Here is a 20769-nt window from a genome sequence, read left to right on the forward strand (position 1 = left end):
AAAGCGCTTTCAAATTCATATGGAAATCAACGCCATGATAGACAGAGTTGAGCGATTGCGAAAGATGTCTCGTATGGTGCAGCGCGGTGGATGCGTATTGCAACGCACCTGAAACGCGCAACTAAATCGATTGTACCAACTTCTCACTTGACTCCTACGCGCATAGCTGGCGAATATAAGCCAAGCCAAAGCGCTTTGGATTGTTGCATAGATTGCAAAATTTGAGCGAGGGCGCGGATGGGATGGAGGTCCTGTCCAGATCATAAATGGTCCGACCGGGAGGAAGATCAATGAATAAGACCCTTATGCTTGGGGTTGCCGCGGCAGCTCTTGTTTTTGCAGCACCGGCTTCTGCCGAGCTGAAATTCAAGCCGGGCGAGGATGCCCGCTTTCATTGGGACAATTTTGAAGACCTGAAAAAGCTTGATCTCAAGGGCGAAACCCTCTCGATCTTCGGGCCATGGCGCGGCGAGGATGAGGCGCTGGTGCGCTCGATGCTGGCCTATTTCATTGAAGCAACCGGCGTCACCATCAATTATTCCTCGTCCGAAAACTACGAGCAGCAGATTGTCATCGACACGCAGGCCGGTAGCCCGCCCAACATCGCCGTGCTGCCTCAGCCCGGCCTGCTGCAAGACCTCGCCTCCAAGGGTCTGTTGTCGCCCTTGGGCGACGAGACAGCCGCTTTCGTCAAAGACAATTACGGTGCCGGCCAGTCATGGGTCGACCTTGGCACCTACAAGGACAAAGACGGCACCGAAAAATTTTTCGCCTTCCCCTACAAGGCCGACCTGAAATCTCTGGTCTGGTACGTGCCAGAAAATTTTGAGGAAGCCGGTTACAAGGTGCCCGAGACTTGGGAAGACATGCAGGCGCTGACCGACCGGATTGTCGCCGATGGCGGTGTGCCATGGTGTATCGGCCTGGGCTCCGGCGGTGCTACCGGATGGCCGGCGACCGACTGGGTTGAGGACATCATGCTGCGCACCCAGCCCCGTGAGGTTTATGAAAAATGGACCCGCAACGAGATCCCCTTTACCGATCCGGCGGTGGTCAACGCGCTGCAGATCTTTGCCGACATCGCCACCAAGGACACCTATGTCGATGGCGGCAAGGCGGCTGTGGCAGCGACTGACTTCCGCGACAGCCCCAAGGGCCTGTTTGGCCTGCCGCCCAAATGCTACCTGCACAAGCAGGCGTCCTTCATCTCGTCCTTCTTCCCGGAAGGCACCGAACTTGGCGTCGATGCCGACTTCTTCTATCTGCCGCCGATGGCCTCCAAGCCAGAGCTTGGCAAACCGGTTCTGGGTGCCGGTACGCTGTTTGCCATCACCAAGGATTCCAAGGCCGCGCGCGCCTTCATCGACTTCCTGAAAATGCCGTTGGCGCATGAGGTCTGGATGGCGCAATCGGGCCTTTTGACTCCGCTCAAGACCGTCAATCAGGACGCTTATGCCAATGAAGCGCTGAAGAAGCAGGGCGAAATACTCGTCAACGCCTCGACCTTCGGCTTTGACGGCTCGGACCTGATGCCCGGCAAAATCGGTGCGGGTGCCTTCTGGACCGGCATGATCGACCTCGTCGGCGGCAAGCCGGCAGCCGAAGTCGCGGGCGAAATCCAGAAAAGCTGGGACGCCATCAAATAGGTCCTCCCGGGCCAAGGCTCCAGGCGCGCCCGATTTTATCGCGGGCAGCCTGGAAGCCGGACCGATCTGCAACAAATGGCGTGAAGCGGGAGGCGCATGAACATGGCAGCTCAGCTGTTCTCGGCAGTTTTCGTCATCATTGTCGGCGTCGGCGGCTGCGTCGCCTATTTCTGGGGCGCCAACAAACTGGTCGACCTGGTCTTTCCGGCACGCGGCGTCACGGGCGCGGCAGCCATCGACAGTTTGCGCAGGCAGGGACTGGTGCGCCCATGGCTGTTCATCGGCCCCGCTTTGTTGATCCTCAGCGTCTACCTCATCTATCCAGTGGTCGAGACGGTGCGGCTCTCGTTTCTGGATCGCAGCGGCGACGCCTTTGTCGGCCTGGCCAATTACAGCTGGGCTTTCGGTGATCGCGAATTCCGTATCTCGATCCTCAACAATCTGCTTTGGCTGGCAGTCGTGCCGGCCACCTGCACCTTTCTGGGGCTGGTTATCGCAGTCCTTACCGACAAGATCTGGTGGGGTACCCTTGCAAAAAGCCTGATCTTCCTACCGCTAGCCATTTCGTTTGTCGGTGCCAGCGTGATCTGGAAATTCATCTATGAATATCGCGGCGAGGGCCAGACGCAGATTGGCATTCTGAACGCCATCGTCACCGGTCTTGGCGGTGATCCGCAGGTGTGGATCTCAATTCCCTTCTGGAACAATTTTTTTCTGATGGCGATTCTGATCTGGATCCAGACCGGCTTTGCCATGGTGATCCTGTCTTCGGCGCTGCGCGGCATTCCGGAGGAGACGTTAGAGGCTGCCGTCATCGACGGCGCCAACCCGTTCCAGATATTCTGGAAGATCATGATCCCGCAGATCCGGGGCACCATCGCGGTGGTCTGGACCACCATCACCATTCTGGTGTTGAAAGTGTTCGACATCGTCCTGACCATGACCAACGGTCAGTGGAACAGCCAAGTTCTGGCCAATCTGATGTTTGACTGGATGTTCCGCGGCGGCGGCGATTTCGGCCGCGGCGCGACGATTGCCATCATCATCATGATTGCCGTTCTGCCGATCATGGTCTGGAATATCCGCCAGGCCAACAGAGAAACCGGGGGGCACTGAGATGACCTCTCAGCGCGGATCCACCCTTGGCCGCTACGGCGTCCACATCGCGGTGCTGTTTTTCGTCATTATCTGGACCATCCCGACGCTCGGCATTCTGGTGTCCTCGCTGCGTGACAAGGACCAGATTATCGTATCCGGCTGGTGGACCGCACTCTCCAGTTCCTCACAGACCGAGGCCGGTCGCCTGCCAGCAGGCGCAGAGGCGGTGGCGCGCGACGGAAAATTCGTCCTTGAGGGCGCGCTATTTGAAGAAGGCGACAAACGCAGCATAAGTGCCTTCGGCATCACCTCGCGCGCTCCGACCGAGTTCGACGCTGGAACAATTGCCGATGTTGGCGACGGCGAGACGCTGCAGCTCAACGAGGATGGCAGCTTCATCGCCACCTATCCGCAGGCCTCCGACGACAAGCGTGGCCGGCGCATCTATTTCTCGGCAGAGCTTCCACCGCGCTTCACCACTGAAAACTATGAATCCGTGTTGTTTTCGGAGGGCATTGGTCGATCCTTCATCAACTCGCTGACGGTGACCATTCCCGCTACCATCATCCCTATCATGATCGCTGCCTTCGCCGCCTATGCCTTAGCATGGATGCGCTTTCCGGGCCGCGCGCTGTTGATCGCCGTTATCATAGGCCTTCTGGTGGTGCCGCTGCAGATGACACTGATCCCGCTGCTGAAACTGTACAATGGCGTCGGCGCTTTCTTCGGCGTGCCGTCCAAAACCTATCTCGGCATCTGGCTGGCCCATACCGGTTTTGGCCTGCCCTTCGCCATTTATCTGCTGCGTTCCTATATGGCCGGCCTGCCGCGCGAGCTGATGGAATCCGCCCGTATTGATGGTGCCAGCGATTTTGAGATTTTCATGAAGATCGTTCTGCCGCTGTCGTTTCCGGTGCTGGCGTCCTTTGCCATTTTCCAGTTTCTGTGGGTGTGGAACGACCTACTGGTGGCAATGGTATTTCTTGGCTCGGGTTCGCAACAGCTGGTTCTGACCGGCAAGCTTAACGCGCTGCTCGGCTCGCGGGGCGGCGACTGGGAAATTCTTACCGCTTCGGCTTTCGTGACCATCATCGTGCCGCTGATCGTGTTCTTTTCACTGCAGCGTTATTTCGTCCGCGGCCTTCTGGCCGGCTCAGTCAAGGGAGGCTGAACAACCATGGCTGATCTATCGCTCAAGAGTATCAAGAAGGCTTATGGAAGCCTCACCATTCTCCATGGCATCGACCTGGAGATAAAATCGGGCGAGTTCATCGTCTTTGTCGGTCCCTCCGGCTGCGGAAAATCCACACTCCTGCGCACCATCGCAGGACTGGAGGAGATCAGCAGCGGCACGCTGGACATCGCCGGCGAGACCGTCAACGACGTGCCGCCCTCACGGCGCGGCATCGCCATGGTGTTCCAGTCCTACGCGCTTTATCCGCATATGACCGTCTACGACAATATGGCATTCGGCATGAAGATCGCGCGCGCGCCTAAGGAAGAGATTGACCGCCGTGTGCGCCAGGCTGCCGAGATTTTGCAGCTGACCAACTATCTCGACCGCTTGCCCAAGGCGATGTCAGGCGGCCAGCGCCAGCGTGTTGCCATTGGCCGCGCCATCGTCCGCAATCCAAAGGTGTTCCTGTTTGACGAGCCGCTCTCCAATCTGGATGCAGCACTGCGCGTCGCCACCCGAATCGAGATCGCCAAGCTGAAGGAATCGATGCCCGATACAACGATGATTTATGTCACCCATGATCAGGTCGAAGCGATGACGCTGGCTGACCGTATCGTGGTGCTGAAGGATGGACGCATTGAGCAGGTGGGGTCGCCCATGGAGCTCTATAAGCGACCGGGCAACCTGTTCGTGGCTCAGTTCATCGGCTCACCAGCGATGAATATTTTGCCGGCAAAGATCATCAATTCTGGGGCTTCAACCGAGGTGACCCATAGCGGAGGCAACCGCCTGCGCGTGCCGATTTCCACCCCTTCGGATGCGGCTGGCAATGCAATCAGCTTTGGCGTTCGGCCCGAAGATCTGTACGTCGCCAAGGGCAAGGATTGCCTGTTTGAAGGCAAGGTCGATTATATCGAGCAGCTGGGCGAAGTGCAGCTGGTCTATGTCGACATCGGCCGCGGGTTGGAAGAACCACTGATCGCCAAGCTGCCCGGCAATGCGACCATCAAGCGCGGCACCCCGATCAAGCTCGATGCAGACGCCAACGATCTGCACATTTTTAATGCCGATGGTCGCTCATTTGCAGCAGGCCAGCAAACCGCCAAGGCAGCCTGAGCGGGATCACACCGGTATGAGAGGCTTCAGGCTTGCATCGGGATCTGCGGCAAGTTGTTTCGGAACCGAAATACCCGCAGAAAGGAGCCGGCGCGCAGCCATATGCTCGGCAGCACTGTTGACGCTTTCCACCGCCACGAGCCGTTCGCCCGCATAAAGAAAGATCGAAAACTTCTGGCTGGCTGGATCGCCGCGCAGCACGCATTCATTATGACCGTTCGCCATACCGGCGATCTGCAATCGCGCACTTCCCTGATGCGACCAGAACCATGGGAGTGCGGCATAGGGCCGTCGCGTGCCGGTCAGCCGGGCTGCCAAGGTCCGGGCCTGATCGACGGCATTCTGCACGGATTCCAGCCGCGTGATGCTGCCGGTCCAGCTGTTGGGATAGGCTGCGCAATCGCCTATTGCGGAAATGGCGGGATCCTCGGTGGCCAGGAGACTGTCGACCAAAATGCCGTTATCAGCCGCGAGCCCGGCCTCGGCTGCGATCTCCACATTGGCTTCGACACCGGCTGCCACCAGCACTGCGTCCACCTCGAGTTCCGCTCCGTTTGACAAACGCAATGCTGAAGACCGTGGCCCATGCTCGACATGGCGAACCAGCGTTTCAAGGTGAAGCCTTGTGCCGAGCGCTTCGTGAAATTCCCGGAAAAAGGCCGACATAGGCTGCGATAAAACGCGGCCCATCAGCATCGGCGCCGCCTCGATCAGGTCGATTGTAACCCCGCGTGCGCGCAACAAAGCCGCCATCTCCAGGCCGATGAAACCGCCGCCAATGATGGCTGCGCGGTCAAGGCCGTCGAGCCGCTGGATCAGACTCCGTGCGTCAGCAAGACTGCGCAGTTGAAGAGCCTTGCCGGGCTCCAGCCCTGGGACCGGCGGCACGCGGTTGCGCGCGCCGAGCGCAAGCACGAGGTGGTCATAGCCAAGCTCCGCCCCGTCGCTTAACACCACATGGTGGCTCTCGCGATCGATCCGACTGACGCGCACGCCAAGTCTGAGCGCGATGTCATGGGCAGGAAAAAACGCCTCTCCCTTTAATGGCAAGCCGGCGTCGTCGGGGCCTTTCAGAAATTCCTTGGAGAGCGGAGGCCGCTGATAGGGCAAGTGAGGTTCGTCGCCGACAAGTGTGATGGCGCCTGTGTAGCCATCCTGCCGCAACGCGCTCGCTGCTTCGACACCGGCATGTCCGCTGCCGACAATGACAATTCTGTTCAGCTCCGCCGTCATAGGTCCGCTCCACTTAAGGCGAGCCATGCCGGGTTCGCGGAAGTTTTTCAAGGCACTCCCTTCTTGGCGGCTGACTTTGCAACCTCTTCGCATCTGAAGCATAGTCGCGGAATGAATGGACAACTGATTCACAGGCGCGATTACGAGCAGGAATTGCGCGCTTCCGGGGTGCGTATTACGCGTCCGCGCCGGGTCATTCTGCGTATCCTGTCCGATACCGAGGGCCATCCCGACGCGCTCGAAATCTTTCGCCGCGCAGCCGAAATAGACACCACCATTTCGCTATCGACCGTCTACCGCACGATGACGCTGCTGGAGGGACTTGGCGCGATCCACCGCCATGCCTTTGAGGGCGGTCCCTCGCGTTTCGAACAGGCAAGCGGCGACCACCACGACCATCTGATCGATATAGAGACCGGCGATGTCATCGAGTTTCAGTCGGACCGTATCGAAGAGCTTCAAAATGAAATCGCCCGCGCGCTGGGCTACGACATCGTCCACCACCGGCTAGAGCTTTACGGCCGCAAACTGAATGCCAAGCGCTCAAAGTCGGCTGGGAAGTAGCGCTAGCTCCGATAAACCGGCTCAACCTCGTCCAGGATCGCCTTCAGCTCGGCGAGATGCCGATTGGCTTGGCCGGGGTAGTCATCCATTTCGCTGGCGGCCTTTTCGGCGATTTCATCCGAAAGCGTACGCAGCGGGCGGCCTGTCCAGAGGGCCTTGATATAGGTCTCGCAGGCGCGTTCGAAATAGTAGAGCCGGTTGAATGTGTCTGCGACGCTGTCCCCGATCACCATCACGCCGTGGTTTCCCATGATCATCACCTTGATTTTCGGGTCGGACAGAAGCTGCGCGCAGCGCGCGCCTTCTTCCTCGAAGGCAAGGCCGCCATAGTGGGGGTCCACCACCTGCCGATTGAAGAACATCGCCGAATTCTGGTCTATCGGAGGCAATGTGGAATCGGCCAGCGAGGCAAGCACCGTGGCGTGGATTGAGTGAACATGCATGACGCAGCGCGCGTGCCGGCAGTGCCGGTGCACTGCTCCATGCAGACCCCAGGCTGTCGGGTCCGGTGCGTCGGGCCGGTTCATCGTTTCAGGATCATTGGCATCAATGAGCAGCAGGTCGCTTGCCTTGATGCGGGAGAAATGCACCTGGTTAGGGTTCATCAGAAATTGCGATCCGTCTTCATTGACGGCCAGCGAAAAATGATTTGCTACCGCTTCATGCATGTTGAGCCGCGCGGTCCAGCGGAAGGCGCAGGCGAGATCGACGCGCTCCTCGTAAAAGGGAAGATTGGTGCGTTCCGAAAGGCGAGCAAGGATCATGGAATTTCCCCTGTTTTGGCCAGCATGACGCTCGCGCAGCGTCAGTGCAACGGCTTTTGGCAACCAGTCAGGCGGTTTAGCGAGTCTGGTCTAGTCTGTGGCCGCCTTCAGAAGGATTGCCGCCGCGTCTCCCGTTCTTCCGGTCAGCACCTCCAGCCGCGCGGTTGCGCAGACGTTTCAGGTGGATTGCGTCATCGCGAAAGTTCCGACAAGGCAAGGATTGCAAAGCCCAACCCCATGACAAGGCAAAGCGGCGCATAATATTTCCGGTCCAGCGTAGCGAAAGGTTGGACCGGGGCCAACCTGCGCCAGAAAGGCATGAACCCGGCAACGCCTCGTCCGAGAAATACCAATGCGATGAGGACAGCCGCAGCCGCCAAGCCGGTACGCGAGAAGGGGCTCGCTACGATCCCGATCATTGCCAGCGGCCACAGCGTGGCCAGTCCGAGGCAGGCGGCTACCGAGAAAGACGCAAATGCATCCGGCATTGCGTTGACACCGCGAAAGCCGACAACGGCGTGCGCACAGGATCGGGTGTCAGTACCCGGCCACACGCCACCTATGCCCCAATACACATGCAGCGTGGTGAGAATGAGAAGAATTGCGGAAAGGGAGAGGGCAAGGACGTAGATCATGAGCGGAAATCCTTAAATATCGGGTCTCGTGGCGCTCAGGCAGCACGGCTGCCGCAGCCTTCAGCCTTCAGCACCCGTTTGGTGGATGCCGGATTGTTCACAAGCTCGGCAGCAGGCCGGATCGGCCGTGGCGAGAAGTTGCCGCCGCAGTTGGGGCACACGCCGACCAGCACCGTGTCGACGCAGTCACGGCAAAAGGTGCATTCGAAAGTGCAGATCATCGCATCCGGTGCTTCCGGTGGCAGGTCCTTGTCGCAGCATTCACAATTGGGTCGAAGTTGCAGCATGATATATTCCTCCCTATCGTGCCGGCTGATGGACCGTGACGAGCTTGATGCCGTCCGGGAAAGTCGTTTCTACTTGCACATCGAGCCCGACGAGGCTGGCTGTTTCCGCAGCAACAAGCAGTAGCGTTGCCATGGCAATGTCACCACCCATCACAGTGGGATGGCACAACATATCAGCGATCCGAGGTCCAATCAGGGCGAAGCCATTGCGCTGGCCGGTCGCCTGCCTGGCAAACCCCGTTTCCTCACTGATCAAACGCAGATGCATACTCCTCAACCCGCAATTGGCTCTGGCCTCCCAGCTTAACCCGAGCCTTCTCGCAGGCGGCCCAGCCGAAACGCGTTGTATGCCAATGTCTGCAAGCTTAATGATGATTGCCCCAACGGATGCAACCTTGTGCCTCGAGGCGGCATTGTCGAGATATCGCTTGTTGCCTCAGCTCGTTTCAGTTTCTATAGGTTGCCCCACTGTTTGCCACCGTCGGCGGATCGATATTTCAGCCGGCAGCGCGTGTTTCTGGGGAAATAAGCGGAGACAAGCCGCAGAATTGGGGAAACGCCTTGCAGGAAACGAAAACGATGACCGACAAACTTGCCAACGAGATCATCGAAAAGATCAAGACGCATGCGGAGCCGGAAGGCGAGGAAATCACGCTGGGTACCGAATTGACCGCTCTTGGCATTCATTCGCTGGAGCTTACCGAGATCGTTTTCGACCTCGAGGAAGCCTACGGGATCGAGATTGAGATGAACACGGTCGAGGCATGGAACAATCTCAAGGATGTCGGCGACATTGTCACCGCCGTACGCACCCTGATCGACCAAAAAGCCTGACATGCCACGTCAGCGCATTGTCATCACCGGTGTGGGTGGCCTGTGCGCGCTGGGAACGGACGCGCCGTCCATCTGGAGCGCGATGCGCGAGGGCCGTTCCGGCATTGGCGAGATAACCACCGCACCGTTGTTTGAGCTCAAAGTACGCATCGGCGCTGAGATCAAGGCGCTTCCCGACCACGGGCTGGCGCGCAAGCGGCTGATCACCATGGACCGTTTCAGCCTGCTTGGTGTGATCGCTGCCACTGAGGCGCTGCGCCAGTCCGGCCTCACCATCGATGCCGGCAATGCCATGCGCGCAGGCGCAGTTGTCGGCACCGGTATTTATGGCGGCCGCACGGCGGAGGACAATTACCGAGCCATCCTGCTTGAGGGCCGGCCACGCGCCGATGTGTTCACCGTACCGCGCATCATGCCTGGCGCTGCCGCCGGGCAGGTCTCCATGGTGCACGGCCTGCGCGGTCCGGTGTTTGGTGTCACCTCTGCCTGCGCTTCTTCCAACCATGCCCTGGCGGCTGCAGCCGACCAGCTGCGGCTTGGCCGGGCCGATATCATGCTGGCGGGCGGCACCGACGCTCCTCTGGTCTATGGTATCCTGAAGAGCTGGGAAGCGCTGCGAGCACTGGCCCGCGAGACCTGCCGGCCCTTCTCGGCCGACCGCGACGGGCTGGTGATCGGCGAAGGTGCGGGCATGGCTGTGCTGGAAACCTTTGAACATGCTACCGCGCGCGGCGCGACTATTCTGGCAGAACTTGCCGGAGCCGGCATGTCAGCGGACGCCACCGATATCGTCGCGCCGACACTCGAAGGCCCAATGCAGGCGATACGCCTGTGCTTGGCCGATGCAGGGCTGGCACCTGAAGAGATCGACTATATCAACGCCCACGGCACGGGCACCAAGGTGAACGACCTGATCGAGACGTTCGCTATCCGCACCGTCTTCGGCAGCCATGCCGATAGGCTCTCGGTGTCGTCGACCAAATCGATGCATGCCCATTGTATGGGCGCCTCAGGCGCGCTGGAAATGATCGCCTGCGTCATGGCCATTCGAGACGGCATCATTCCCCCGACCGCCAACTACCGTGAAAGAGACGCCGAGTGCGATCTGGATGTGACGCCAAATGTTGCAAAGGTGCGCCCTGTGCGCGCGGCCATCTCCAACGCTTTTGCCTTTGGCGGCACCAACGCGACCGTGGCTTTCAAAGCGGTCTGATCGGGCTTTAGGCAGTCTCACAATCGCGTGCGCCGCTTTGCCAGCCGTTGATGAATCGGCTGCCGCTCCCTAGATGCGGTTCCAATCGCCCTCCGAAAAACCTTTTCAGGAACACCCATGTCCGATCTGAGCGCCTTTCCGATCACCGCGCGCTGGCCAGCCAGTCATGCTGACCGGCTGCAACTCTATTCGTCACCCACCCCCAACGGCGTAAAGGTGTCGATTGCGCTTGAAGAGCTCGGCCTATCCTACGAACCGCATTACATCGACATCGGCAAGGACGAGACGTGGGAGCCCGAATATCTGGCTCTTAATCCCAACGGTAAAATCCCCGCGATCATCGACCCAGACGGCCCGGGTGGACAGCCGCTCGCGCTGTTCGAGTCAGGCGCGATCCTTGTCTACCTTGCCGAAAAGACCGGCCAGTTGATGTCCCCAGACCCCGCACTTCGATACGAAACGATGCAATGGGTGTTCTTTCAAATGGCAGCCGTCGGGCCGATCTTCGGACAGGTCGGCTTCTTCCATAAATTCGCCGGCCGTCACTTCGAGGACAAGCGTCCGCTGGAACGCTACGCCACCGAGGCTACAAGGTTGTTCGGCGTGCTTGAGAAGCGTCTCACCGAACGCCAGTGGATGATGGGCGATGCGTTCACCATCGCAGACATCGCGCTGATTGGCTGGGTGCGCAACATGGGGGGTTTTTACGGCGCCGGCGAACTGCTTGGGTTGGACCAATTCACCGCTACCCATAGGTGGCTGGAACGCGCGCTTGCCCGCCCCGCCGTCCAGCGCGGCTTGACCGTTCCACACAAGCAGGCCAGCCAGGCGCAGTCTACTCTCACATCGAAGTGACCGCTGCTCTCCCAAGCGTGCATTGACCGTGTTTTGTAGCCCGTGCTCAATCGGCTATGTTCTGTATGCCCGGGAGGTTGGCTTGTTTCAAAAATTGATGGTTTGCGCCGCAGCTTCGCTGGTTTTGTCAATGCCGGCCCTTGCTGGAGACCCCGATGCGACCAAATGGAATGCCGTATTGGAAGATGCGCGCGGCGAAACCGTTTACTTCAACGCATGGGGTGGAGCGCAGAATATCAACGCCTATCTTGAGTGGGCTGGCACAGAGATTGAAAAGCGCTATGGCGTGAAACTGGTTCATGTGAAACTGGACGACACGGCCAATGCGGTTGCCAAAGTGGTGGCTGAAAAAGCCGCTGGCAAGAACAGCGGTGGCACGGTCGATCTCATCTGGATCAATGGCGAAAACTTCGCCGCCATGAAGGCGCAGGGCCTGCTATTTGTGCCCGGCTGGGCCGAAGATCTGCCAAACCGCAAATTTGTCGATGTCGAAGATAAGCCCACCATAAAGTCGGATTTCACGGTACCTGTAGACGGGCTGGAAAGCCCATGGGGCATGGCCAAGCTGGTGTTCTTTCACGATAGCGCAAATACAGATGTCGCAGAGCTGCCCAAATCGGCAAGTGAGCTTCTCACTTGGGCGCAAAAACATCCCGGTCGTTTTTCCTACCCTCAGCCACCGGATTTCATTGGTTCTTCCTTCCTGAAGCAGTTGCTCATCGAAACGATTTCAGACCGCGCGCTTTTGCAAAAGCCGGTGGATGAAGCAATGTTCAGCGAAGTTACAGCGCCGCTCTTTGCCTATCTCGATGTGCTCAACCCACTCATGTGGCGTCGCGGAAAAGCGTTCCCGCAGAACTATCCCGCCATGAAGCAATTGCTGGCCGACAATGAGGTTGACATCATCTTCGCCTTCAATCCATCGGAAGCATCCAGTGCCATTGCGGCGGGGGAGCTGCCGGATACGGTGCGCTCATTCACCTTTCCGGGCGGCACCTTGTCCAACACCCATTTTGTCGCCATTCCGTACAATGCAGCGGCAAAAGCCGGCGCCTTGGTTCTGGCCGATTTCCTGATCTCACCAGAAGCCCAGGGGCGCAAACAGGACCCCGCCATCTGGGGTGACCCGACAGTTCTCAATGTCGCCGCGTTGTCCGTGGCCGACAGGGCTCGTTTTGAGACGATAGATCTGGGCGTTGCAACGCTGAAACCCGATGAGCTTGGCCCCACGCTCGACGAGCCCCATGCTAGCTGGATGGAGCGTATCGAGACCGAATGGAAACGCCGCTATGGTGCTGCCAATTGAACGGCGCTATCCCATTTTCAATGGGGGCAGCGCTTGAAGCGCGCATGAAATGCTGCCCCGTTTAGGCCCACCACTGGCGATTCTATTGCTCGCTGGACCGATCATCGCTGGTCTTTTGGGCACGCTTTTGCCAGCCTTCGGCTATCTGCCCGCACTTGGCGGGAATGATTTCACCACGAGCCACTTTCAAAAACTGGCCAACGAGCCGGGCATTGGCACGTCTGCTGCTTTGGCCATCATCGCAGGTCTAGTCACCACCGCCATTTCGCTTGCCGTAGTCATGCTGTTCGTGGCCGGCTGGGCCGGCACGCGCATCTTTGCACGGATACAGCAGCTCATTTCCCCGCTTCTGGCAGTCCCCCATGCTGCTGCTGCCTTCGGTCTGGCATTCCTGATTGCGCCCTCTGGAATGCTGTCGCGTCTTGTCTCGCCGGAACTGTCGGGCTGGCAGCGGCCGCCGGATCTGCTCATCGTCCATGATGCAATGGGCCTGTCCATGATTGCGGGTCTGGTGGTGAAGGAAATTCCCTTCCTGCTTCTGGTCACGCTTGCCGCTCTGCCACAGGTGGATCTGGCGCGCACGCGCCTGCTCACTGCTTCTCTGGGCTATGGCCGCGTTTCAGGCTTTGTCTTTGGCGTCTGGCCACCCGTCTATGCGCAGATCAGACTTGCCGTCTTCGCCGCCATCGCCTTTGCCACCTCGGTGGTTGATGTCGCTGCGATCCTTGGTCCCACAGCCCCGGCAACGCTTGCTGTGCGCCTCACCCGCTGGATGCAGGACCCGGACCTTTCCATGCGCTTCTTTGCCTCCGCGGGCGCACTTTTACAGCTTGGGGTCACAGTCTCAGCGCTCCTTGCCTGGGTCGGCATGGAACGTGTTGGCAGCGCTATCTGCATGGCTATGTCTGGCCGCGGTCATCGCTTCCGGCATGATCGTACCCTCCGCAACCTGGCACTGGCAGCCATGCTGCTCGCCGCCCTCACTGTCGCCTCTGGGCTTGTCACGCTTGGCATCTGGTCCTGCGCGGGTCTTTGGCAATTCCCCGATATGTTGCCCCAGCAATTCTCAGCGCGCGCGTGGCAAAACACGGCCCCACGCATAGGCGCACCACTGGCCACCACTTTTCTGGTCGCTGCCCTGTCCACGCTCATTGCTGTCTTTCTGGCTGTGCTGTGTCTTATCCGGGAAGGGGAGACAGGGCGCTCAAATGGCCGCTCGGCGCTCCTGTTTATTTATCTGCCGCTTATTGTTCCTCAAGTGGCGTTCCTGTTTGGCCTGCAATTGATGTTCGTGCTGTCGGGCACAGTCGCCAGCATGCCTGCATTGGTGTTGGCCCACCTCATCTTTGTCATGCCCTATGTCTTCCTGTCCCTTTCAGACCCATGGCGCGCCTATGATCGCCGCTATGAGGCAGTTGCGGCGGGGCTGGGCAAACGCCGCTGGACAACGCTGTTTCGGGTAAGGCTGCCCATGCTGTTGCGCGCTGTGCTCACAGCCGCTGCCGTTGGGTTTGCCGTATCAGTCGGGCAATATCTGCCAACCTTGCTCATTGGCGCCGGGCGGCTGGATACCATCACCACCGAGGCCGTGGCACTGGCTTCCGGCGGCAATCGCCGGGTTATCGGGGTCTATGCATTTTTGCAGCTCATACTGCCCATTCTGGGGTTCGCTGTTGCCACCCTGCTGCCCGCACTGATATTCCGAAATCGACGCGCTTTGCGCGCTTGAAAATCTGACGGGCAAGTTGATGAACGAAAAAGCAGGCGAGCTTGTTCTCGATCACATTGCCATAAGGCTCGGCACTGTCGAGCTTGTGTCGCTCAATTGCAGCATCAAGCCGGGCGAAGTGCTCACGGTCATGGGCCCGTCCGGCTCGGGCAAATCGAGCCTTCTTGCCTATATTGGCGGCTTTCTCGATAAGGCTTTCACCGCCAGCGGAAAGGTGTTTTCCGGCGAGCTGGAGCTAACGGCATTGCCCGCCGAAGCCCGTCACACTGGTATATTGTTTCAGGATCCGCTTCTGTTTCCACATATGTCGGTGGCTGGAAATATCGTCTTTGCCATTGTGCCCGATGTGAAGGGCAAGGCCGCGCGCCTCAAGCGCGCCGAAGACATGCTGGCCGGTGTCGGCCTTGCAGATATGGGCGCACGCGATCCAGATACTCTTTCAGGCGGCCAGAAGGCGCGCGTGGCCTTGGCCCGCGTTCTCGTATCATCGCCGCGCGCACTGCTTCTTGACGAACCCTTTTCCAAATTGGATCAAACCCTGCGCGAACAAATGCGCGCGCTCGTGTTCGAAAAAGCGCGTGAGGCGGGTCTTCCCGTCATCATGGTCACGCATGATGAAGCGGATGCGGTAGCTGCCGGTGGCGCGATCATCCGGGTTGGCGCATGAAACTACCAGAACTGCCGGTCACAGAAGTTCTGGGCCAGCTGGTCGCCGCGCTCGAAAAGACCCCCAGCGCGGTTCTTGTCGCGCCCCCCGGCGCTGGCAAAACCACGCTTGTGCCGCTGGCTCTGCTTGCAGCTGGCTGGCTTGGCGCTGGCCGCATTCTTCTTCTGGAGCCAAGGCGTCTTGCCGCGCGTGCGGCTGCGCGGCGCATGGCAGAAATTATGGGCGAAGAGGTCGGCGGCACAGTCGGCTATGCCATGCGCATGGAAAACCGCACTAGCGGCAAAACCCGCATCCTCGTGGTGACGGAAGGCGTGCTCTCGCGCATGATCCTGGATGATCCAGAACTCACCAGGGTGTCTGCCGTCATCTTCGATGAGTTTCATGAGCGCTCGCTCGATGGCGATTTTGGCCTTGCCTTGGCGCTCGATGTGCAGGCGGGCTTGCGGCCAGATCTGCGGCTTGTGGTCATGTCGGCCACGCTGGATGGCGCGCGTGTTGCCCAATTGCTCGGGCCAGACGCCCCGGTGATCGAAAGCGCAGGGCGCAGCTTCCCGGTCGAGATACGCTACGAAGAACGCGCCGCTGGCGTTCCGGTGGAAGACGCCATGGCCGCCGCCATTCGCGCCGTGCTGGCAACAGAACCCGGCAGTGTGCTCGCATTCCTTCCCGGTCAGCGTGAGATTGAGCGCACCGCAGAAAGGTTGGAAGGACGCCTTGGCGCAGATACAGATCTGGTGCGCCTCTATGGCATGATGGATGGCAAGGCGCAGGATGCGGCCATCAAACCCGCACCGCAGGGCCGTCGCAAAGTCGTGCTCGCCACCGCCATTGCCGAAACTTCCATCACCATTGATGGCGTGCGGGTGGTCATTGATTGTGGCCTGTCCCGCCTGCCAAAATTCGAGCCGGCAACCGGCCTTACCCGGCTTGAAACGGTGCGCGTTTCCCGCGCCGCAGCAGACCAGCGCGCTGGCCGTGCCGGCCGCACTCAGTCCGGCATTGCCATTCGTCTGTGGCGCGCCGAACAGACCGCCGCATTGCCACCCTTTTCACCGCCGGAAATATTGGAAGCAGACCTTTCGGGCATGGTGCTCGATTGCGCGGCCTTTGGCCTATCTGACCCGACAGCATTATCATTTCTCGACCTGCCACCTTCTGCGGCCTTGGCAGAAGCGCGCGCTCTGTTGCTTGCTTTGGGTGCGCTGGATGAGGATGCCCGCCTGACAGAAGGAGGTGCTGCGATGCGCCGTCTCGCTCTGCCGGTTCGGCTCGCACATATGGTTGCGGAGGCGGCCAAAACCGGCAATGCAAAAACCGCCGCTGAACTGGCAGTATTGTTGACAGAGCGCGGTCTGGGCGGCGATGGAGCCGATCTGGAACGCCGCTGGCAGCGCTTTGCCACCGATCGTTCACCCCGTGCGGCTTCGGCCCGCCAGCTCGCATCGCGTCTTGCCAAGTCGGTTGCCTCTGCCACGGCCGGTGAACCCGCATCAATCGGCGCACTGCTTTTGCACGCCTGGCCAGACCGCGTTGCCAAGGCGCGCGGCGAGCGCGGACGTTTCGTGCTGGCCAATGGGCGCGGCGCGATGGTTGATGCCGCAGATTCACTGGCGGGCGCGGCCTTTCTTGTCGTCGCAGATCTTCAGGGCAAGGCGCAGCAAGCCCGCATCGCCTCAGCGGCTGTCGTGGAAGAAGATGTCGTGCGCACGCTGCTGGCAGATCGTATCGCACGACGCACAGAAACCCTGTTCGATGCCGCCAAAGGCGTGGTGCGCGTGCGTGAGCTGGAACGCTTGGGCGCCATCCAGCTCACAGAGCGCATGCTTCCCGCGCCAAAAGGCGCAGAAGCAGATTGCGCTGTGCTTGAGGCGGTCAAAGCGCATGGCATCCAAATCTTGCCGTGGGGCAAGGAGGGCGAGACGTTGCTGCGCAGGCTCACTTGGCTGCATCAGGCACTGGGCGCGCCTTGGCCAAATGTTTCCAATGAAGCGCTGACGGATGCGCTGGAAGATTGGCTGGCACCCTTTCTCACCGGGCAAGTCAATCTTGCGCGCATAGATCCATCTGTTCTGCGCGATGGCCTGATGGCGCTTGTGCCGCATGATTTGCAGCGCAGGCTTGGCAAGCTTGCGCCCACCCATTTTGATGTGCCCTCGGGCAGCCATGTGCCAATCCGCTATGATGAGGAATGGCCGGTTCTGGCCGTGCGCGTGCAGGAACTGTTCGGCATGGACCGCCACCCTTCAATTGCAGATGGCAAGGTGGCGCTGACATTGGAATTGCTGTCGCCAGCCCACCGCCCGATACAGACAACCCGAGATCTGCCGGGTTTCTGGCGCGGTTCATGGGCAGATGTGCGCGCCGATATGCGTGGCCGCTATCCCCGCCATGTCTGGCCCGAGAACCCGCTTGAGGCGCAAGCAACCAGCCGTGCCAAGCCACGCGGCAAATAGCGCTTGGCGTGGCATGCAGGCGGGGGCATAAAGCAACCATGCTGGAACTGCCTACTCCCGATCCGCGTCAAAGCCACAGGCTACGCCTCAACACGCTGATCAATCTGCGCTGGCTGGCGATTGTCGGCCAAAGCGTTGCCGTGCTGGTGGTGGCCTACCATTTCAACTTCCCGCTTCCGGTAGGTATCTGCTTCGCATTGATTGCCGGTTCAGCGTGGCTCAATCTGTTTCTCGCTTTTCGCCATCCCGCAACGCACCGGCTACGCCCCTTCGCAGCGATCGGCATCATGGTCTTTGATGCACTGCAACTTGCGGGACTGCTGTATCTGACCGGCGGGCTTACCAACCCCTTCTCCCTATTGATGACGGTTCCGGTCGTGGTGTCGGCGACCTCGCTGCCGCTGCGCATGACGATAGTGCTGGGCGCATTGTCGCTTGGTCTTGCCACGCTGCTTGCCTTCTTCCACCTCCCGTTGCCATGGTATTCGGGCACCGAGCTACCGATGCCACCTGTGTATGTGGCAGGGATCTGGATTGCTGTGGTATCGAGCATTACCTTTACCGGCATCTATGCATGGCGGGTTGCGGAAGAAGCGCGGCTTCTGGCCGATGCGCTCGCAGCTACTGAACTGGTGTTGCAGCGTGAGCAGCATCTTTCGGCGCTGGATGGGTTGGCCGCCGCCGCCGCGCATGAGCTTGGAACTCCGCTCGCAACCATTGCATTGGTGGCCAAAGAGATGGAGCGGGCGCTTTCAGGCGATGAGCGCTATGCCGAAGATGTACGCCTGCTGCGTTCGCAAAGTGAACGCTGCCGCGAGATCCTGAAACGCCTGACCAGTCTGTCGAGCGAAAATGAAGTCCACATGGCGCAACTGCCATTCACCTCGCTGATTGAAGAGGTGATTGCACCGCACCGCGATTTCGGCGTCACAATTCGATTGGAGCCGGGCACGGCGAAGGGCGCTGAGCCGATCGGGCGACGCAACCCTGGTGTAATCTACGGGCTGGGCAATCTGATTGAAAACGCCGTCGATTTTGCCCGCGAGCAGGTGACCGTGCGCTGGAGCTGGGACCATGATCGGGTTTTGCTCGACATTTTTGATGACGGTCGGGGCTTCCCGCCCGAGATCATAGACCGGATTGGCGAACCCTATGTGTCGAGGCGTCCCGGGGCGGACTCGGGCGGCGGGCTTGGGTTGGGCCTGTTCATCGCTAAAACACTGCTTGAACGCTCCGGCGCTACCCTGCGCTTTCGCAATGCCATGGAGCACGGAAAAGGCGCCGTGGTGGAAGTCGCCTGGCCGCGTGACGCCTTCCGGGATCCGGGTTTGCTCCAGCAGATGCTGGCCGATCGCGGGTGAAGGCAGACGCGCCGGCACACCGCGCTTAACCACATTACTAGTGCAACCGCACGCCAACGCTGGGTCGATTGGCGATTCCCGTTCGGTTGTCCTATATGAGGCCTATATTTTAAGCAGAAACGGACCATCACGATGAACGCCGCCACCGAGATCGACACCAGCCACGAATTGGGCGAGGACACCACGCTCCTGCTGGTCGATGACGACAAGCCTTTTTTGACGCGGCTCGCCCGCGCCATGGAAACCCGCGGATTTGTCGTAGACACAGCTGAAAGCGTTGAGGAAGCGATTGCTAAGGCCCGCGCCAACCCCCCAGCCTATGCTGTGGTGGATATGCGGCTGGGCGATGGCAACGGCCTCGATGTAGTCAAAGCGATCCGTGAAAAGCGCGAAGACAGCCGCACCGTCATCCTGACCGGCTACGGCAACATCGCCACAGCGGTGACAGCCGTGAAACTCGGCGCCATCGACTATTTGTCAAAGCCGGCCGATGCCGACGATGTCTACGCGGCGCTGATCCGCAGCGGCGGCGAGCGCGTGGCGCCGCCGGAAAACCCGATGTCGGCAGACCGCGTGCGCTGGGAACACATCCAGCGTGTCTATGAAATGTGCGAGCGCAACGTCTCCGAAACCGCCCGTCGCCTCAACATGCACCGCCGCACTCTGCAGCGTATCCTGGCCAAGCGCGCTCCGCGGTAGTTCACTCGCAACGCACAGTTCATTCACTCTCGCCCTCAAGCGAGGGCACCGCAATACCCGCCAGTTCTGCCGCGAGCAGACGCGATGCGCCGGCGCGTGCGATGCGCAGCATCAGCGCCTTACGGGTTGCTGCCGCCAGACGATGCTCGGGCGCCTCGCGCAAAATCTCGGCCCCATAGCCATCTGATAGGATGAATCCGCATTCCGGCGGAAATATCTCAGCCGGAACGTCCGGGTGAGTGGCGAAGAAGAAGCGGTCGGCATGAAGCCGGTATTCCGGCCACTTGCGGTCGACGCGAAAGTCCTCAACCGATGATTTGATCTCGATGATCCAGATATCGCCCTGCCTTGTCAGCGCCACAAGGTCAGCACGCCGTCCCGTGGAAAGCGATAGTTCAGGCAGCACATGGGCGCCCATCTGCACCATTAACCGCTGGACACCACGACGGATAACTATGGCCCGCTCGGACTGACGCCCGTCGGCTATCGGATTGTTGAGTATCGGCGAAACAATGGGCATCCGTAGACCATGGCAGTAAATGCATGTTCTTGCAATGTTCCCTTTGGTGATTGAGGCTGAGCTGGGCGTTGACGCTTTGCTTCGATTGCTCGCGGCTGTATGAACCGAGCCCATTGCCGAAGCATCTCGCTAAATCTTCGCCATGCACACCGACGTATGTCCGGCGCCGATAAATCCCAGCTGGCGGGCGGCTGCTTTGGAAAGGTCAAGGACGCGGCCTTTGGCGAAGGGGCCGCGGTCGTTGATACGAACCACCACGGCCTTGCCGTTGCGCTTGTTGGTCACTTTCAGCTTGGTGCCGAAGGGTAGGCTGCGATGGGCAGCGGTCATTGCCGCCGGGTTCATGCGCTCCCCAGATGCTGTAATGGACGTCAATGCATACCAGGAGGCGCCCCCGCATTGCGCCGACGCTGCGCCAGACGTTGCAAGCAAGCCGAGCGCTGCGACAAGTGCCAACGCGGCAGATTTGTTCGAATAGATCATGCAAGAAAACCCCAACTGTTTGTGAAGCGGCGGGTCTTAGGCATCAAATGCGGCGAGAAATACGCCTGCCGGTTGTGGGTTCCATATTGGCGTACAACTTTGATGACGCTGCGTTATGGAATGTCAGGA

General features: G+C 59.7%; 21 protein-coding genes. 14 read left to right on the top strand and 7 right to left on the bottom strand.

Features of this window, described 5'->3' with window-relative positions; genetic code table 11:
* The first annotated feature begins 290 nt into the window (after nucleotides 1-290).
* The 4 genes from GA830_RS05520 to GA830_RS05535 all read left to right on the top strand — a co-directional run bounded on the left by GA830_RS05520 (nucleotide 291) and on the right by GA830_RS05535 (nucleotide 5037).
* On the top strand, nucleotides 291-1646 hold the full coding sequence (locus tag GA830_RS05520; RefSeq protein WP_195164085.1) for an ABC transporter substrate-binding protein: 1356 nt from the start codon (nucleotides 291-293) through the stop codon (nucleotides 1644-1646).
* 102 nt (nucleotides 1647-1748) lie between these two features.
* Nucleotides 1749-2762 (top strand): carbohydrate ABC transporter permease, encoded by a 1014-nt coding sequence (locus GA830_RS05525; protein ID WP_195164086.1) that lies wholly within the window; start codon nucleotides 1749-1751, stop codon nucleotides 2760-2762.
* Nucleotide 2763: 1 nt separating this feature from the next.
* Nucleotides 2764-3915, top strand: coding sequence for an ABC transporter permease subunit (locus GA830_RS05530; protein WP_195164087.1), 1152 nt, complete (start codon nucleotides 2764-2766; stop codon nucleotides 3913-3915).
* Nucleotides 3916-3921: 6 nt separating this feature from the next.
* Nucleotides 3922-5037, top strand: a complete 1116-nt coding sequence (locus GA830_RS05535; RefSeq protein WP_195164088.1) for an ABC transporter ATP-binding protein — start codon at nucleotides 3922-3924, stop codon at nucleotides 5035-5037.
* Between the two features lie 6 nt (nucleotides 5038-5043).
* On the opposite strand, the gene GA830_RS05540 is transcribed toward GA830_RS05535, so the two are convergent.
* Entirely contained in the window at nucleotides 5044-6270 is a 1227-nt protein-coding gene (locus tag GA830_RS05540; RefSeq protein ID WP_195164089.1) for an NAD(P)/FAD-dependent oxidoreductase, read from the bottom strand.
* Between the two features lie 111 nt (nucleotides 6271-6381).
* On the opposite strand from GA830_RS05540, the gene GA830_RS05545 reads away from it, so the two are divergent.
* The gene (locus tag GA830_RS05545) at nucleotides 6382-6834 is read left to right on the top strand and encodes a Fur family transcriptional regulator (protein ID WP_195164090.1); all 453 of its coding nucleotides are present in this window, start codon (nucleotides 6382-6384) and stop codon (nucleotides 6832-6834) included.
* Between the two features lie 2 nt (nucleotides 6835-6836).
* Here GA830_RS05545 and GA830_RS05550 read toward each other — a convergent pair whose 3' ends face one another.
* The 4 genes from GA830_RS05550 to GA830_RS19925 form a co-directional block, all read right to left on the bottom strand.
* Nucleotides 6837-7598 (bottom strand): class II aldolase and adducin N-terminal domain-containing protein, encoded by a 762-nt coding sequence (locus tag GA830_RS05550; RefSeq protein ID WP_195164091.1) that lies wholly within the window; start codon nucleotides 7596-7598, stop codon nucleotides 6837-6839.
* A gap of 191 nt (nucleotides 7599-7789) precedes the next feature.
* Nucleotides 7790-8233 (bottom strand): DUF3995 domain-containing protein, encoded by a 444-nt coding sequence (locus GA830_RS05555; protein WP_374939294.1) that lies wholly within the window; start codon nucleotides 8231-8233, stop codon nucleotides 7790-7792.
* A 35-nt stretch (nucleotides 8234-8268) separates the two neighbouring features.
* The gene (locus GA830_RS05560) at nucleotides 8269-8520 is read right to left on the bottom strand and encodes a DUF1272 domain-containing protein (RefSeq protein ID WP_195164092.1); all 252 of its coding nucleotides are present in this window, start codon (nucleotides 8518-8520) and stop codon (nucleotides 8269-8271) included.
* A gap of 13 nt (nucleotides 8521-8533) precedes the next feature.
* Nucleotides 8534-8788, bottom strand: a complete 255-nt coding sequence (locus GA830_RS19925; RefSeq protein ID WP_258045566.1) for an urease subunit gamma — start codon at nucleotides 8786-8788, stop codon at nucleotides 8534-8536.
* Between the two features lie 311 nt (nucleotides 8789-9099).
* Between GA830_RS19925 and GA830_RS05570 the strand changes: the two genes are divergently transcribed.
* The 9 genes from GA830_RS05570 (at nucleotide 9100) to GA830_RS05610 (ending at nucleotide 19637) form a co-directional block, all read left to right on the top strand.
* Nucleotides 9100-9354, top strand: a complete 255-nt coding sequence (locus tag GA830_RS05570; RefSeq protein ID WP_195164093.1) for an acyl carrier protein — start codon at nucleotides 9100-9102, stop codon at nucleotides 9352-9354.
* A gap of 1 nt (nucleotide 9355) precedes the next feature.
* Entirely contained in the window at nucleotides 9356-10567 is a 1212-nt protein-coding gene (locus GA830_RS05575; protein ID WP_195164094.1) for a beta-ketoacyl-[acyl-carrier-protein] synthase family protein, read from the top strand.
* 117 nt (nucleotides 10568-10684) lie between these two features.
* A complete protein-coding gene (locus tag GA830_RS05580) occupies nucleotides 10685-11422 on the top strand; it encodes a glutathione S-transferase N-terminal domain-containing protein (RefSeq protein ID WP_195164095.1) in 738 nt (245 codons plus the stop codon).
* 97 nt (nucleotides 11423-11519) lie between these two features.
* Nucleotides 11520-12728 carry an ABC transporter substrate-binding protein gene (locus tag GA830_RS05585; RefSeq protein WP_195164789.1) on the top strand — a complete coding sequence of 403 codons (1209 nt, stop codon included), beginning with the start codon at nucleotides 11520-11522 and terminating at the stop codon, nucleotides 12726-12728.
* A 49-nt stretch (nucleotides 12729-12777) separates the two neighbouring features.
* Nucleotides 12778-14457, top strand: a complete 1680-nt coding sequence (locus GA830_RS05590) for an ABC transporter permease (protein WP_195164096.1) — start codon at nucleotides 12778-12780, stop codon at nucleotides 14455-14457.
* Between the two features lie 19 nt (nucleotides 14458-14476).
* On the top strand, nucleotides 14477-15124 hold the full coding sequence (locus GA830_RS05595) for an ATP-binding cassette domain-containing protein (RefSeq protein WP_195164097.1): 648 nt from the start codon (nucleotides 14477-14479) through the stop codon (nucleotides 15122-15124).
* Nucleotides 15121-17577, top strand: coding sequence for an ATP-dependent helicase HrpB (gene hrpB / locus GA830_RS05600; RefSeq protein ID WP_195164098.1), 2457 nt, complete (start codon nucleotides 15121-15123; stop codon nucleotides 17575-17577). Before GA830_RS05595 ends, hrpB begins: the two co-directional genes overlap by 4 nt.
* Before the next feature lie 38 nt (nucleotides 17578-17615).
* Entirely contained in the window at nucleotides 17616-18938 is a 1323-nt protein-coding gene (locus GA830_RS05605; protein ID WP_195164099.1) for an ActS/PrrB/RegB family redox-sensitive histidine kinase, read from the top strand.
* 132 nt (nucleotides 18939-19070) lie between these two features.
* Nucleotides 19071-19637 carry an ActR/PrrA/RegA family redox response regulator transcription factor gene (locus tag GA830_RS05610; protein WP_195164100.1) on the top strand — a complete coding sequence of 189 codons (567 nt, stop codon included), beginning with the start codon at nucleotides 19071-19073 and terminating at the stop codon, nucleotides 19635-19637.
* A gap of 19 nt (nucleotides 19638-19656) precedes the next feature.
* Here GA830_RS05610 and GA830_RS05615 read toward each other — a convergent pair whose 3' ends face one another.
* Both GA830_RS05615 and GA830_RS05620 read right to left on the bottom strand, forming a co-directional pair.
* Nucleotides 19657-20157: an MmcB family DNA repair protein gene (locus GA830_RS05615; RefSeq protein WP_195164101.1), complete on the bottom strand. Its 501-nt coding sequence runs from the start codon at nucleotides 20155-20157 to the stop codon at nucleotides 19657-19659.
* Between the two features lie 129 nt (nucleotides 20158-20286).
* Nucleotides 20287-20640 (bottom strand): septal ring lytic transglycosylase RlpA family protein, encoded by a 354-nt coding sequence (locus tag GA830_RS05620; protein WP_195164102.1) that lies wholly within the window; start codon nucleotides 20638-20640, stop codon nucleotides 20287-20289.
* Between the last annotated feature and the right edge of the window lie 129 nt (nucleotides 20641-20769).

This window comes from Mesorhizobium sp. NBSH29, assembly GCF_015500055.1.
Classification (GTDB): Bacteria; Pseudomonadota; Alphaproteobacteria; order Rhizobiales; family Rhizobiaceae; genus Neomesorhizobium.